Raw genomic sequence first — 15,219 nt, 5'->3', positions numbered from 1 at the left:
GCTCGTCACTGCCGACTTGTGGCACTAAATTGTCATCCTTTGGTTGTGCATCCTTTTGCTGTGTGAGTGTTGACACCATTTTATCCTTAATGTGGGTTAACCTGCTGAGCAATCTGGCTTGATGGTCGCGCCTGTATAGGCTGCATCGACAACACCTTGGCAGTTTTTAATAGTTGTACAAATTCATGACGATAGCCAAAACGGTCTTGGCCCATTGCGGATTCGGCAAGTGTAATTAACTTAGCATAATCAGTATCGTGAACATAATGATTATGGTTGAGTAATTGACCAAACCCCGCCACTGCAGCGGCAAAACGAAAGTCATCACTGGCTTGGTGCAAATGGCTTAATTGCTGCTGTTTAGTAATCGGGTAAGTTAATAATTGACTGGCTTGACCGCCAATGGCTTTATAGCGCAATTTTAAAAAAGCCACTTCATCACTAATGGACCTTGCTTTGTCATCGTGCTGCGTTGTTGAGGCGCGATATCTAAGCGGTTCAATCAACTTATTTTGGCTATCGTTATAGCGTAACTCGTAAAGTGCAGTGACATTGTGGCCGGCACCAATCTCGCCCGCATCAACGGCGTCATTGTTAAAATCGCTGCGATTGAGCATTCGGTTTTCGTAACCAATTAAACGGTATTCAGATACCACGGCGGGATTAAATTCAATTTGCACTTTGACATCATGGGCAATGGTTAACAATGTTGCGCTAAGTTGGTCCACTAAGACTTTACGCGCTTCATTTAACGTATCGATATAGGCATATTGACCATTGGCTTTATTTGATAACTGTTCCAATAGATGGTCATTATAGTTGCCTAAGCCAAAACCTAATGTCGACAAACCTATTCCTTTTTGACTGTGCGTGGCGACATAATCCACCAGCTGTTGATGGTCAGTCATCCCCAAATTAAAGTCGCCGTCGGTGGCTAAAATAACCCGATTAATGCCATGTTCAATAAAATGCTTTTGCGCTATTTGATACGCCAACTGTATGCCCTGGCTACCATTGGTGCCGCCTTGCGCGTTTAACTGTTCTAGTGCGTGGCTGATTGCAGCAAAGTCATTGCCCGCCACCCCATCAAGCACCAACCCACTGGCACCAGCGTAAACCACAATCGAGACTTTATCTTGCGCCGACAATTGCTGACTAAGCATCAATAGCGCCTGCTTTAGCAAAGGTAATTTATCGTTTGACGACATTGATCCCGACACATCTAACAATAACACCAGGTTGCTGGCACCAAGTTGGTCTTTGGCTATGTCAAAGCCTTTTATGCCAATGCGTAATAGCTGCGTGTCTTGGTTATAAGGCGATGGCGCCAATTCAGTGGTGACATTAAAGGGCACGTCGACATCACTTGGCGCGGGGTAATCGTAGCTAAAGTAGTTAATCAGCTCTTCCACTCGCACACTATTTTTAGCAGGTAATTGGCCTTGATTAATTAATCTGCGGGTGGTGCTGTAACTGCCGGTATCAACATCAATAGAAAAGGTTGATACCGGTGTTTCAGCGGCAACCATATTGCCGTTTTGCACCACAGTAGCAAATTTATCTTGATTTACCTGTGCTGAATTAACATCGGCCGATACCTGTGCATAAGCCATTGCACTTTGCATTAATTTGGCCTGGCTTGGATATTGATACGGTTTTACTGCACGATTTACTGGTATAGCAGCGATTTCTGCCGTTTGTGGGCTTAGTTGATTGTCGCTCACAGCCCGTTGGCTTTGACCCAATTGTTGACCTTTTGAAGTACTTTTTTGCTCTGCTAAGCGTTCGGTTATCATGGGTTGTGCGTGGTTTTTTACTTGCTCAGGTTCATCATTTGACTCTTGTGCGCAGCCGCCGACCATAATACCGCAGAGGGTTAACGCCAATAGACGATAGTTAAATGCTTGCTGATAATCCTTCATGTTTGTGCCCTTTTTAATGGATGTGTTATATCGCTATTAACGAGCCCAAATATAAAAAGGGTTATTTACATGGTATTTTTTTGCCATTTATGAATACAACAAAAGAGTTTTCGTTTTTAGAAACTGAGTGTTAGCCTCATGAAACACTGAACTAAAGCCAATTGCGCGTGGGTTATGCTATTATCTAGCCCCTTTTTTACCGCCTTAATATTGAGGTTAATGACTCGAGTTCTTTTCGCAGTACATTAACAAAATATACCAATAGAATAAGTACGTTAAGGAGTTAACATGCAAGCCCTAGTTGCTGTTGTGATGGGTTCGAAAAGTGATTGGCCGACAATGGAAGCCGCCGCAGAAATAATGGATAAGCTACAAGTGCCTTATCATGTTGAAGTTGTTTCAGCTCACCGAACGCCAGACAAGCTAATGGAATTTGCAAGTTCTGCTGCAGATAAAGGCTATAAAGTCATTATTGGTGGCGCAGGCGGCGCAGCCCACTTACCCGGCATGATCGCCTCTAAAACGCGTTTGCCAGTGCTCGGTGTGCCAGTACAAAGCAAGGCGTTATCTGGCATGGACAGCCTATTATCAATAGTACAAATGCCTAAAGGTATTGCTGTGGGCACTTTAGCCATTGGTACGGCAGGCGCATTTAATGCTGGCTTATTGGCGAGCCAAATTTTGGCGGTCACCGACGCTGATTTAGCCGCACGTTTAGACGCATTTCGTGATGAGCAAACTCGCGCTATTCTTGATAATCCCGATCCGAGAGAAGACTAATGACTTTGCCAAAAAATCTTTGGGTATTGGGTGATGGTCAATTAGGTGCCATGCTCAGCCATGCAGGTCAGCCATTGGGCATTAATGTACGTCCGGTTGATATTATGACCCCAACTGATGCGCAATTGCCGTTACTGGCAGACGACATCATCACCGCTGAACGTGAACAGTGGCCAGAATCGCAACTCAGTTTGCAATTAAGCCAGCACCCACATTTTATTAACGGCCCTGTGTTTGGCCGTTTAGCCGACCGTTTTACTCAAAAAAGTCTGTTAGATGAATTGTCGGTAGCCACTTCGCCGTGGCAACTTGTCGATGACAATACCCGTACCGACGCACTACACAGTGCTTATGGTGACCGAGTATTGTTAAAGCGCCGCACTGGCGGTTATGACGGCAAAGGTCAACACTGGTTAAAACAGGCTGAAGCAACCACGATTCCTGATGATTGGCGCAATGAAGCCATTGCCGAGCAAGCGATTAACTTTGATGAAGAAGTATCGTTAGTGGGCGTACGCACCCAGGATGGACGCTGCTTGTTTTATCCGCTAACACTTAACCTGCATCAAGATGGCATTTTAATGGCATCAATTGCGCCACTGAGCCGTTTAGCACCCCTGCAAGCTGAAGCTGAAACCATGTTAAGCAAGGTGATGAATGGCCTTAATTACGTGGGTGTGATGGCAATGGAATGCTTTAGAGTTGGCGAGCACTTAATGGTTAACGAGCTTGCGCCAAGAGTGCATAACTCAGGCCATTGGACCCAGGCAGGCTGTCATATCAATCAGTTTGAACTGCATTTACGCGCATTGTGTAATTTGCCAATGCATCAACCACAGGTGAACTTTCAATGTGTAATGGTTAACTTAATTGGTGTCGACAAAGATGACCGCTGGTTAAGCCTGCCAAATGCAGAGCTATTTTGGTACAACAAAGAAGTGCGAGTTGGCCGCAAAGTGGGCCACTTAAACTTGTCTGTACACAACAAAGCCATGTTAGATGACAGCATTAAACAGCTTAAAGATTGGATGCCAGAGCAATACCAGGCACCGCTAGATTGGATTTTGGCTGAGTTTGCATAACACATCTGATTAACGACAAAAAAAGGAGCTATCGCTCCTTTTTTTGTTATAAAAACATTATTAACCTGCTCACCACCAAGATGAATCTAAATCGTCTTTGCATTGACCATACTGAGCAGCATAGCGCCTAGCACGCTGATCCACTTTGTTAGCCACAGGTATTAACCACGCCTTAGCTTTGTAAGAGCCGCGTTTATAGCCGCCCCAACCTTCGTGATAATTTAAATATTGGTTTTTTGCATCCCACTTAGACACACCGTTTATTTTATGGGTTTTATAAATATACCAGCCCATAAAGTCCATGGCGTCATCAAAGTCACTGCGGCTTGACCAGCTATTTCCTGTCTCTTTAACGTAATCATCCCAGGTCATATTTTTAGCTTGTGCATACCCATAAGCGTCACTGGCCCTTCCCGTTGGAATAAAGCCTAAAAAATACTCCATTGGTGGCGCAGCGTTGTGCCTAAAGCCGCTTTCTTGGTACATCATTGCTAATGGAACATGTACAGGAACGCCCCATTTTTCTTGGGTGTCAACGGCGGCATCGTACCAATCATCGTGTTCTTCAAAAATAGCGCAGATATTATCTGGTTGTTGCGGTGGAGAAGTGGCACATCCTGACAGTTGCAGTAACAAGATAGAGCTAACAACAGCTAAAAAACGCTTCATAACACCTCGGATTACACGTGAGGCTAACGGTTGTCGCTAACCCAAAAACAATTAAGGCACAGAGGTAAACAACGCCCTCAACAGCCTAAGATGATACGATGAGTTTTACATCAATAAGCCGTTAATGCAATTAAGGCTATGGCTTCATTTCGCATTCATGTATCTCAGTTTGCCAAATAATGGGTTGCCAATATCCTTGATTTGAACCGATATAAATACGATCAGTATTAAACTGGGCTGCAATATGGTAACGCTGATCTGCGCTAACATCGACAGTAAGCACTTTCACCTTACGCGCAGCCAATGATACTTTGAGCTCTGGAGCGTTGATTAATTCAGCCACGGTAAATTCATGCTTGCCTGGAGAGAGTGGGTAATTGGGTCTCGATATAACCGGAACGCCGTCAAGATGAGTCACCACTACACGGTAAAGCTGGGCACTGTTGTCGGGCGCTAAATAGCTCGAAACAGTACCACAACTAACACTATCAGCTGGCGCAGATGCACAGCCATGCAATGCAGCAAGTGACAAAAACATTGCCAATTTTGTCACTCGTTGGTGTCTAGATAATACTCTACCAACCATGCTTACTTTGCCTCAAAGGTACCCGCAGGGACAACATCTTTAAAATACTGTTTTAAAAATTCACTAAAGGTATCTTGCGGCAACTCTTCTATGTGTTGCTGTTCAATTAATGATGCTTTAGCTTCGTCAACATAGCTCTTTTCTACGTTTTCGCTTAATGGGTAATGGGTTAAAAACGCATGATAATCGTCAGCAAGTTGCTTAACCCAAATACTATGATCAGTACCTTTAACGACCACTTCGTGGATCACACGTCCAGACAAGGTTTTATCCGGATCATCTATTGCTTCAGCCCAATGAGCCAATGCAAGTTGATAAGCATGGCTGTCTTCGTCATCAAGTAATACCGCAAGAGTGGATAGCTCAGCAAATAACTCGTGCATCCACTCTTTTAAGCCAATGGCTTGGCCATGACGTTGTAATGTTAAACCCGGTTTGCGTCCTTCAAGCACGACTGCTTTTAAGTTTGCTGCGATTTCAGCTTCGCCTTCGGCATCGGTATCTTCTGAAGGTGACAATAAACAGTGTAATAAAAATAAGTCGAGGAAGCGTACCTGAGTAGCATCAATGCCAACTGGGCTAAACGGGTTAACATCTAATGCACGAACCTCTATGTACTCCACACCTGCACGTGCTAATGCTTGGGATGGTTTTTCGCCTTTTTTCGTCACACGTTTTGCGCGAATTGGCGCATAAAATTCATTTTCAATTTGTAAAATATTGCTATTAAGCTGACGGAATTCACCGTCGACATTCACCCCAATTTGGGCAAATTTTTTCGACGGCATCTTAATCGCAGCGCCCACACCCTCAAGGTACTCAGGTAGTGAGTTATAGCTAATATTTAGGGTGTCTTGCTCTTTATTGGTGTAGCCTAAATCACTCATGCGCAATGAGGTGGCATAAGGTAAATACAAAGTGCCTTTTCCGGTTTTTTCAAACTCAAAATCAACTTCTTGATCTTTAATAAACGATCCACATAACGCGGGGGATGATCCAAATAAATACGGTAATACCCATACTAGGCGGCGATAGTTGCGGATGAGCCCAAAATAAGATTCAGAGATAAAGTCTTCAAAAGTAATGCTTTTACTACAGCAAGCATTGCCATTGCCGTTAGCAATTTTGTCGTCATATAAACGTTGCCATAACTCATTTGAAACCGAAAAGTTAAAATGCACCCCGGCAATAATTTGCATTAACGCGCCGTAACGGTGGGTTAACCCTTTACGGTACAGAGTTTTCATTTTACCGGTATTAGAATTGCCATAACGCGCAACAGGGATATTGGCAACATCGCCCACATAACAAGGCATGCTCACCGGCCACAGTTTTTGGCCATTAAGGTTGCGCACTGTGTAGGCATGAGTTTGGGTTAACCCCTCGAGCAAATTGTCGATATTGTGATTTACTGGGGTAATAAATTCGAGCAATGCTTCGCTGTAATCTGTGGTAATACGCGAGTTAGTTAGGGCTGAGCCTAATGCTTTTGGGTGTTCGTCTTGAGCTAAATGACCTTTTTCGTCAATACGCAATGCTTCACGTTCAATACCACGTAACATGCCCAATAATGCCTCACGGCCTTGAGTGTCGCTTAAGTGTTCGACTTTTTCATTGAAAGACTTCAATTTATTACTCTCTTTTATGGATTCGCATTGCGAGTAAACAGCTAGACCTGATAATAAAGGATATTGTTACTAATTTCGCAAAAAATGTATCACTACGTCAGCTAAACATCGTTAAATAAAAACGGCAACACGTTACGGTTACCGTTCATAAGATCTAAGTCATTAAAATTGCTTGTGCCTAAACAAACTAATACTAACTTACTCATTTAAGGTGAATTTGGTACCGATACAGTTTGGTCGATTACATTAAAAAAGCCAGCTAACTTAGTAAGCTGGCTCATTTTTACAATATGAGGTTAACACTGAGTTATTTCAAGTACCAGAATTAACCAAAGCGTATCAAGTGTTCAACTACTCGGCAAGTGTTACTGTTTCAACTTGATAACCCAGTGCACGTAAACCCGGCTCAACACTCACTTTATCTCCCACAACCAGCATAATCATATCGTCAATATGCAATAACTTATTTGCCAATTGATTGAGTTCACCTATTGAAACGGTGTTAACGATTTCGTCTTGTGTTGAGGTGAAATTTTGATCAAGCTGATAACGTTGGATCATCCGCAAAAAGCCGGCTTTTTGATACGGCGTTTCATACTCAAGTGCCTGGCTTTGAGCGATTGAGTTACGCATAAAATCTAGCTCATCTTCTGTCATGCCTTGCTTTTGGTATGCGGTTAACTCTTTAACAAATTCAACTAAAGCCTCTGCGGTTACATCACTACGAACACTTGCATAAGCCATAAACTCGCCAGCGTCTTCAGAGCCATTAAACATGGTTCTTGCTCCGTAAGTATAGCCTTTATCCTCTCTAAGATTTAAGTTGATACGGCTATTAAATGCACCGCCTAATGGGTAGTTCATTAGGTATGCTTTAAAGTAATCGCCCGTTGCATCATAAGTTAACGAGGGTTTCCCTATGGTGATAACAGATTGTGCTGCACCGGGTTTATCAATCAAATAAACGGTGTTTTTAGGATGTATTGGTGCTTTAGGCAACTTAGCAACGGCAATAGCATCGCCTTGCCATTGTGAAAACACCGAGAGTTTAGGCAGTATTTGTTGTTGATTTAAATCCGACACTACCACCATTTGCGCATTACCTGCCCGATATTGCTGCTGATAAAACTGCTTTACATCATCTAAGGTGATTGCCGATAGTGATGCGACCGTACCACTACTGCTTACTCCCATTGGGCTTTGACGCCCGTAAAGTAATTCATTAAATCCGCTACTGGCAATATAGTTAGGGTCTGATAATTGATGCTGTAGGCCTTGTATAGCTTGTTGTTTTACGCGATCAAAATCTGCCTGTAAAAAACCAGGGCTAAATAAGCGCTCCTCAACCAGTGCTAATGTGGCATCGAGGTTTTCAGTTAAACTAGACACCTTGATGTAACTTTGAGAACTACTCGCGTCAAAACTAATGGTTGAGCCTAGCATGTCTAATGCACCAGCAAGCTCCTCACTACTGCGTTTACTGCTTGATTCGTTAAGCATAGATGCCGTTAAATTGGCAACACCAGCTTTATCAATTGAAGCTAAACGACTGCCACCATCAAGATAAATTAACAGCTCAACGGTTGGCGTTTCGTTGCTTTCTGTGCCCATCACGCTGATGCCGTTCTCGAGCTTGGCTTGCCAAAGTTGCGGCACAGTTAATAAAGGTGCTGCTGAAGCTGTTGGCATTATACTGCGATCAAAAGATGACTTAGCAGCCTTGGTGGTCGTTAAACCGGTAACGGCATCTTGCGCTATTGGTAAGGTTTTAGGCTTAAAATTATCTGCATGGGCAACTAACTGTGTTTGCCCTTCAGGTACCACACTCATCACCACCATAGGTTTGTTTTTTATGTAGGTATTAAATACCCGCATAACATCGGCTTTGGTGACGTTGGCATATCGCGCTAAATCCGAGGCCACCATGTCTGGTTTACCATAAAATGTTTGGTTGGCTGCTAATGTCGACACCTTGCCTTGCACACTTTGCATGCCAAAAATGGTGTCTGCTTCAAACTGCACCTTCACTTTTTGTAAGTCGTCATCGGTTACGCCACGTTGCTCAAACTCAGCGATGGTCTGGTTAACTTTAGTTTCAATGTCAGCGAGGTTACCGCCTTTGCCTGGGTTGGCAACAGCATATAACGACAACTGACATGCAAGCTCCTGACATGGGTGACTGACTCCGGCTTGTACTGCAAAACCTTCTTTAACCAAATTTTTATAAATAAGTGATGTTTTGCCACCCCCTAAAATATTGGCCAGCAAGTCGAGCGGGGCTTCATCTTGGTGTTGCGCATATACCGTTGGAAAACCGATATAAAGTAACGGCAAATGGACTTTGTCTTCCATTGAAATATAACGGGTGCTATCTAAGGTGACTGGCGTTTTTTCATCTGCTTTAACCTCTGGGCCGCGCGGAATTTCACCAAAGTATTGATTAATCCAGGCTAAGGTTTGCGCTTCGTCAAAATCACCACCAATGGTCAAGGTGGCATTGTTAGGTCCGTACCAGCGCTGAAAGAAATGTTTAACATCATTTGCGGTGGCACGGTCTAAATCTTCTGGCCAACCAATCACTGGCCACGAGTAAGGGTGTCCAGCAGGATACAGCGCTTGATTAAAACGTTCATTTAAACGGCCATATGGGCGGTTATCAATACGCTGTGCACGTTCGTTTTTCACCGTTTCACGTTGCACTTCAAATTTTTTGTCGGTTAATGCCGGCAGTAAAAACCCCATGCGATCAGACTCTAACCAGAGCATTTTTTCAAGTTGGTTACTAGGAACTGTTTCAAAGTAGTTAGTGCGATCTGTATTTGTGGTGCCGTTAAGCGTACCGCCAGATTCTGTGACGACTTTAAAGTGTTGTTCATCTTCCACATGTTGTGAGCCCTGAAACATCATGTGTTCAAATAAATGGGCAAAACCACTGCGCCCAGCTAGTTCACGGGCTGAGCCAACGTGGTAAGTCACATCAACATGCACTAATGGATCTGATTTATCTTGATGTAAAATCACCGTTAGGCCATTTGCAAGTTGATATTTTTTATAAGGGATACTGACTTGATTTTCTGTTTGAGAGACAGTTTCGACTAAACTCACACCTTGAGGTAATGCCAAGACTTGTTGTACTTCGTGGGCACAGCCTGCCAATGCAGCACTAATGGCACTGGCCAACAACCATTTTTGTAAATGTAATTTCAAAATCGAGTCCTTCCTTTTAACAAAACGACTAATGCCCAATGAACTTGTTATGCATTAGCTGAGTAAACCGAGATTCATTTTATATTGTCACACCGACATAAAGATGAAAACAATCACACTGTAACGTAATATTTTTCCAACAAATATCAGTAATGTTGAAGCCACCAGAGGCCACTTTAACCAGCCTGCAAGCAGACATAACACATCTCCAATTAGCGGTAGCCAAGATAATAACAGCGCCCACATTCCATAACGTTCAATCCACTTTAAGGCTGTTTGGTGAGATTTGCTCTGGATGTCTTGCGGATTTTTAGCTAACCGCCCTGCACGCCCTAAACCATAACTGGTCATTGCACCTAAAGTATTACCTAGCGTAGCCATTAATAACAATTGCCACCACGTTGAGGGCGCATCATTGAGAAACGCCACCAGCAAAACTTCTGATCCGCCGGGTAATAAAGTGGCCGCTAAAAAAGCACCCGAGAACATCATCCACAAACTTGTCATGACTTATTTTATCGTCTCAAAAAAGAGGTTATGGGAAAGGTGGTCATAGCTTCGACCTGCAAAAACCGCTTTTGTTATGGGTTTTGGTTAAAAAACAGTAAAAAATTTAAAGTTATAATAACAGAAATACTTATTCTTATAAGTTATAACAAAATGACGTTGTCTGCTATCAGTTCAGTTCATACAATGCGATTAATATTTATTAACCTTATGCGGAATAACTGGACGTTTTGTAACGCCACACGCCGCTATTTAGCCCATTAACATGCCATCCACTTGGTATTACAGCGTGGGTTTACACTTGGAATTGACATGATACTGCAAACGCTCAACCGTATTCCGTTTTGGCAGAAAGTCGTTGCTGGTTTTGTTTTAGGAACACTCACCGGCATAGGCTTAGGTGAGTCCGCCATCATATTAAAACCGCTTGGTGATTTGTTTATTAGCGCCATAAAAATGCTGGTTGCCCCACTGGTATTTTGCGCCATTGTGGTCAGCATTACCTCGCTTGGAACACAAGGTAATTTAAAACGCTTAAGCTTTAAAACTCTGGCCATGTTTATGCTTACTGGCACAATTGCTTCGTTTATTGGCCTCGCAATTGGTAGCCTGATTGATATGGGTGGCAACCTGTCGTTAGCCACAAGTGAAGTGCGTGAGCGCGACATTCCCGGCTTTGCTCAAGTGCTACTAAACATGATCCCGGTGAATCCATTTGCATCGTTGGCTAATGGAAATGTACTGCAAATTATTGTGTTTGCAGCATTAGTCGGTATTGCAATTAATGCTGTGGGCGAAAAAGCGCTGGCATTAAAAAATACCTTTGAAGCTGGCGCCGAGGTGATGTTTCAGTTAACGCGTATGGTACTTAAGTTAACCCCTATTGGTGTTTTTGGTTTAATGGCCTGGGTTGTTGGCGAGTATGGCTTAAGCACGCTGTTGCCATTAGGTAAGTTTATTATGGCAATTTATATCGCTGCGCTAATCCACATTATTTTTGTCTACGGCGGCCTTGTGAAATTTGCCGCGGGGTTAAGTCCTTTACAGTTTTTCCGTAAAGCCTTGCCAGCTCAGGTGGTAGCATTCAGTACTGCATCTAGTTTTGGCACTTTACCCGCCAGCACTCGCTGCTCAGAATCCATGGGGGTGTCTAAACGTTACAGTGCATTTGTATTGCCATTAGGCGCGACCATGAACATGGACGGTTGTGGCGGTATCTACCCTGCTATTGCAGCAATATTTATTGCGCAAATTTATGGTATTCCTTTAGACATGACCGATTACATGCTGATTGCTGTGACAGCAACGGTTGCTTCTGTGGGTACGGCTGGCGTGCCAGGCAGTGCAATGGTGATGTTAACTGTCACATTAGGCGTTATTGGTTTACCCCTTGAAGGCATTGCCTTTATTGCAGCCATTGACCGTATTATTGATATGATCCGCACCGCCACTAACGTTACCGGCGACATGATGACAGCTGTAGTGATTGGTAAAAGTGAAGGCCAGTTGGATGTAGAGCAATTTTACGCAGATGACGTAAACACAGCGCAAACTCAGGCTGGCTCTTAAAAGTACTTGTAACACTTAAATAAAAGCGAGCATCAATTGATGCTCGCTTTTTTTGTAATATTACAGGTTAAAACTTAGCGTTTGCCCAAAGCCATACTTTGTCGGCATCCACTTTACCCGCACCAGCATCGCCAGCAGAATAAACCGCGTACTTGACGCCTACTGTATAGTTTTTATCGATTGGCAGTGTGAATACTGCATCAATCTCATCACCTAAATCGTCCACTGTTGCGCTTGATTCATCAGCTGTAAAATCATGGTACATTAATGCCCAGCTACCGCCTACAACACTGCCGCCAACTGACACATAAGTATCAACCAGACCTTGTGCTGGTGTAGCTAAAAATTGATCTGACCAACCATTAAACGCATGTAACGTAGCAAGTGGTGTTGCAAATCCATAAGCGCCATCATCAGACCCTAGCACTTCATAACCCAGTTTTACTGTTAAGCCGCTAAATACCACCCCAAGCTCACCTAACAAATAGTCTGCAGAATATGATGTAGTTGTGGTGTCGGCATCTTGAGTGGCGTATTCTGCGGTATACAGCAATTTAATATTGTCGATGTCTTTTGCACCTGCAAAACGAACACCGTAAGTATCAATCCCATTGTCGACATTGGTATCTTCTTCGAGCAAATATCCGTATGCACTCAATTTACCCAACGCCAAATTGTACGATGCATTAATGATGTGATCTTTTGCATCGATATCTTTTACTTCGGCAAAGATACGATTGCGTTTGTATAAATAACCATAATCTAAGGTTAAGGCATCTGCTGCATATTGCATGGTGACAGCATCAAATGTTTGACGGTCTTGGCGCCAACCCACAGGGCCAATAAAACGTTGATTATCAATTGCAATCACTTGGCGTCCAGCTTTAGCTGTAAAGCCATCATATTTATATTGTAAAAAAGCCTGATCTAGCTCAGTTGTTTCTGGATCGGCAATCACAGAATAATCAGCATTATTACCGTTAGTGTCATTGTAATCATTTACGCCAGCAACACTGCGCGAATCTTCAAATTCAACTAACGCTGTAAAGCCATTATAAGCCGCTGTCGCTAAAGTTAAACGAGTGCGTAAAGTTAGCGCATCTGCATTTTCTAAGGCATTGTCTTGGTCAACTGACTCATAACGTAAATTTAAATCAACATTAGCACTACCTTGAGTCACGGCGTCAGCAATTGAGGTAACTGAAGTGTCTGCGGCTGTCGCATTGCTCATCGCAAATAATAATGAACAAGTTAACGCTGATAAGGCCATTTTTTTAGTCATGGTTGAATTTAGGCAAACCTTACCCACAACTTGACTAGCAAGCAGTTTTTTATTCATCTTACATCCCTTATTTTTTAAGTTATTTACACGCGTTAAAGCGTAATCGCACGACCAGCAAGTTAACTGCTGATCACTTTAATGGCTTTATGACTTGTTTGTTGTGACATACCCTGCATTTTAGATGCTTGTTTATTTGTAAAAGATTGAACTTTGCGTTGCTTCTCATACAAAAATTTAAGCACTTCAGAACGCAATCGGTTGTATTCGGTATCTTGAGCTAAGGCTAAGCGGTTTCTGGGACGTTCAAGTTTAACTGATAAGATTTCACCCACAGTTGCTTCTGGTCCATTGGTCATCATGACAATTTTGTCAGACAACAACACGGCTTCATCGACATCGTGAGTAATCATAATCACGGTATTATTGAGCTGGCTCTGAATTTCCATCAGAGAGTCTTGCATGTGTGCCCTTGTGAGCGCATCTAGCGCGCCAAAGGGTTCATCCATGAGTAATACTTCTGGTTGCATAGCCAGTGCCCTAGCAATACCGACTCTTTGCTTCATACCACCAGAAATCTCCCCCGGACGTTTGTGCATTGCATGATCCATGTGAACCAATTGCAAATTGTGTTCAATCCACTGCTTCATTTCCGTTTTGCTCATTTTGCCGGAAAATACCTTTTTCACTGCCAGTTCAACGTTTTGGTAGGTACTTAGCCATGGCAGTAACGAATGGTTTTGAAACACCACAGCTCGCTCAGGCCCGGGCTCTTTCACCTCTGCATTTTTTAAAATCACCCCACCGGAACTGGCTTGATATAAACCTGCAACAATATTTAATACCGTTGATTTTCCGCAGCCTGAGTGGCCAATTAATGACACAAACTCGCCTTTATTAATCTTTAAATTGACATCCTTTAGGGCTGTAAATGATCCTTTAGGCGTTGGAAACACCATGTCAACGCCGCTAATTTCTAAAAATGAACTCATAGTGTTTTCCTTATTGGTCCCACGACACCCAGCGTTGTAATGCGAGAATACCCCGGTCGAGTAAAAAGCCGATAAAGCCTATCACCACAACAGCAGCCATAATCCGAGCTAATGAATCAGAACTGCCGTTTTGAAACTCATCCCAAACAAACTTACCTAAACCTGGGTTTTGGGCTAACATTTCAGCGGCAATTAATACCATCCAGGCAACACCAAGGGATAAACGCATCCCGGTAAATATCATTGGGATGGAGGCAGGTAACACAATTTTTTGCACATGGGTGATAGCCGATAATCGCAGCACTTTACTCACATTAATCAAGTCATTGTCGATGCTCGACACCCCTATTGCGGTATTAATTATCATCGGCCACACACTACATAAGGTGACCGTTAGCATTGAATTAATAAACGATTTAGACACCATAGGATCTGGCGACACATACACCGCACTCACCACCATTGTGACCAAAGGCAGCCAGGCAAGTGGTGATACCGGTTTAAAAATTTGAATAATAGGGTTGATTGCCGCTTGTAAACTGCGGCTCAGCCCCATCCAAATACCTAAAGGGATGGCGATAACGGCTGCCAATATAAAGCCGCTCATCACTGTCACTAAGCTAGTGACGATTTGATCCCAAAAGGTTTCTTTACCCGTGTAGTTGCGGATTTTGACTTCATAGCTGGGATCTTTTGCCAACCTAGCCGCATTTCGCTCATCTTGGCGTTGATAAAATGCCTGTGCTTTTTCGCGTTCGGTGACATGCTCTGAGTACAAGTTTTCAAATTGCTCAACCACAGCCACAGGACCAGGAAATTTCCCTAGTGAGGTGTCAATACTGTTTGCTGTCACGGTCCACATCACTAAAAAGATAGCAATGCCAATAAACGGTAATAAGATCACTTTACTTAGTTCAGATATTTTTAGCATAACAGCTGCCTTTCGACCTTGTTCAAGTAGGCGATTAGGGGCAATCGATGTAAGACTGTTCATCTAG

At 43.2% G+C, this 15,219-nt stretch carries 12 protein-coding genes; 3 read left to right on the top strand and 9 right to left on the bottom strand.

Features of this window, described 5'->3' with window-relative positions; genetic code table 11:
- Window positions 1–86: 86 nt before the first annotated feature.
- Window positions 87–1,922 carry a vWA domain-containing protein gene (locus tag IEW93_RS08120; RefSeq protein WP_229706648.1) on the bottom strand — a complete coding sequence of 612 codons (1,836 nt, stop codon included), beginning with the start codon at window positions 1,920–1,922 and terminating at the stop codon, window positions 87–89.
- Window positions 1,923–2,210: 288 nt separating this feature from the next.
- On the opposite strand from IEW93_RS08120, the gene purE reads away from it, so the two are divergent.
- Complete coding sequence (gene purE, locus IEW93_RS08115; protein WP_188738783.1) at window positions 2,211–2,702, top strand: 5-(carboxyamino)imidazole ribonucleotide mutase; 492 nt, start codon at window positions 2,211–2,213, stop codon at window positions 2,700–2,702.
- On the top strand, window positions 2,702–3,784 hold the full coding sequence (purK, locus tag IEW93_RS08110) for a 5-(carboxyamino)imidazole ribonucleotide synthase (RefSeq protein ID WP_188738781.1): 1,083 nt from the start codon (window positions 2,702–2,704) through the stop codon (window positions 3,782–3,784). Before purE ends, purK begins: the two co-directional genes overlap by 1 nt.
- Before the next feature lie 69 nt (window positions 3,785–3,853).
- Here purK and IEW93_RS08105 read toward each other — a convergent pair whose 3' ends face one another.
- The 5 genes from IEW93_RS08105 to IEW93_RS08085 all read right to left on the bottom strand — a co-directional run bounded on the left by IEW93_RS08105 (window position 3,854) and on the right by IEW93_RS08085 (window position 10,381).
- Window positions 3,854–4,453, bottom strand: coding sequence for a transglycosylase SLT domain-containing protein (locus tag IEW93_RS08105; protein ID WP_188738779.1), 600 nt, complete (start codon window positions 4,451–4,453; stop codon window positions 3,854–3,856).
- 136 nt (window positions 4,454–4,589) lie between these two features.
- Entirely contained in the window at window positions 4,590–5,039 is a 450-nt protein-coding gene (locus IEW93_RS08100) for a hypothetical protein (RefSeq protein WP_229706646.1), read from the bottom strand.
- Between the two features lie 2 nt (window positions 5,040–5,041).
- On the bottom strand, window positions 5,042–6,667 hold the full coding sequence (gshA, locus tag IEW93_RS08095; protein ID WP_188738777.1) for a glutamate--cysteine ligase: 1,626 nt from the start codon (window positions 6,665–6,667) through the stop codon (window positions 5,042–5,044).
- Window positions 6,668–7,018: 351 nt separating this feature from the next.
- Complete coding sequence (locus IEW93_RS08090) at window positions 7,019–9,874, bottom strand: M16 family metallopeptidase (protein WP_283104365.1); 2,856 nt, start codon at window positions 9,872–9,874, stop codon at window positions 7,019–7,021.
- 87 nt (window positions 9,875–9,961) lie between these two features.
- Window positions 9,962–10,381 (bottom strand): YqaA family protein, encoded by a 420-nt coding sequence (locus IEW93_RS08085; protein ID WP_188738775.1) that lies wholly within the window; start codon window positions 10,379–10,381, stop codon window positions 9,962–9,964.
- Between the two features lie 312 nt (window positions 10,382–10,693).
- On the opposite strand from IEW93_RS08085, the gene IEW93_RS08080 reads away from it, so the two are divergent.
- Entirely contained in the window at window positions 10,694–11,950 is a 1,257-nt protein-coding gene (locus tag IEW93_RS08080) for a dicarboxylate/amino acid:cation symporter (RefSeq protein ID WP_188738772.1), read from the top strand.
- Between the two features lie 67 nt (window positions 11,951–12,017).
- Here the strand turns inward: IEW93_RS08080 and IEW93_RS08075 are convergent, their stop codons facing one another.
- From IEW93_RS08075 to IEW93_RS08065, 3 genes are all read right to left on the bottom strand, one after another.
- Entirely contained in the window at window positions 12,018–13,289 is a 1,272-nt protein-coding gene (locus IEW93_RS08075; protein ID WP_188738770.1) for an alginate export family protein, read from the bottom strand.
- Between the two features lie 62 nt (window positions 13,290–13,351).
- The gene (locus tag IEW93_RS08070) at window positions 13,352–14,221 is read right to left on the bottom strand and encodes an ABC transporter ATP-binding protein (protein WP_188738768.1); all 870 of its coding nucleotides are present in this window, start codon (window positions 14,219–14,221) and stop codon (window positions 13,352–13,354) included.
- Window positions 14,222–14,231: 10 nt separating this feature from the next.
- Complete coding sequence (locus IEW93_RS08065; RefSeq protein WP_188738766.1) at window positions 14,232–15,215, bottom strand: ABC transporter permease; 984 nt, start codon at window positions 15,213–15,215, stop codon at window positions 14,232–14,234.
- Between the last annotated feature and the right edge of the window lie 4 nt (window positions 15,216–15,219).

Origin of the sequence: Shewanella inventionis (genome assembly GCF_014641855.1) — a bacterium.
Classification (GTDB): domain Bacteria; phylum Pseudomonadota; class Gammaproteobacteria; order Enterobacterales; family Shewanellaceae; genus Shewanella; species Shewanella inventionis.
Note: the sequence above shows the minus strand (reverse complement) of the source record. Positions and strands in the feature narration are given on the sequence as shown.

Bases quoted from the DNA above. Each gene is read 5' to 3' on its own strand.
- IEW93_RS08120 (WP_229706648.1), bottom strand. From the start codon at position 1,922: ATGAAGGATTATCAGCAAGCATTTAACTATCGTCTATTGGCGTTAACC.
- purE (WP_188738783.1), top strand. From the start codon at position 2,211: ATGCAAGCCCTAGTTGCTGTTGTGATGGGTTCGAAAAGTGATTGGCCG.
- purK (WP_188738781.1), top strand. From the start codon at position 2,702: ATGACTTTGCCAAAAAATCTTTGGGTATTGGGTGATGGTCAATTAGGT.
- IEW93_RS08105 (WP_188738779.1), bottom strand. From the start codon at position 4,453: ATGAAGCGTTTTTTAGCTGTTGTTAGCTCTATCTTGTTACTGCAACTG.
- IEW93_RS08100 (WP_229706646.1), bottom strand. From the start codon at position 5,039: ATGGTTGGTAGAGTATTATCTAGACACCAACGAGTGACAAAATTGGCA.
- IEW93_RS08085 (WP_188738775.1), bottom strand. From the start codon at position 10,381: ATGACAAGTTTGTGGATGATGTTCTCGGGTGCTTTTTTAGCGGCCACT.
- IEW93_RS08080 (WP_188738772.1), top strand. From the start codon at position 10,694: ATGATACTGCAAACGCTCAACCGTATTCCGTTTTGGCAGAAAGTCGTT.
- IEW93_RS08075 (WP_188738770.1), bottom strand. From the start codon at position 13,289: ATGAATAAAAAACTGCTTGCTAGTCAAGTTGTGGGTAAGGTTTGCCTA.
- IEW93_RS08070 (WP_188738768.1), bottom strand. From the start codon at position 14,221: ATGAGTTCATTTTTAGAAATTAGCGGCGTTGACATGGTGTTTCCAACG.
- IEW93_RS08065 (WP_188738766.1), bottom strand. From the start codon at position 15,215: ATGAACAGTCTTACATCGATTGCCCCTAATCGCCTACTTGAACAAGGT.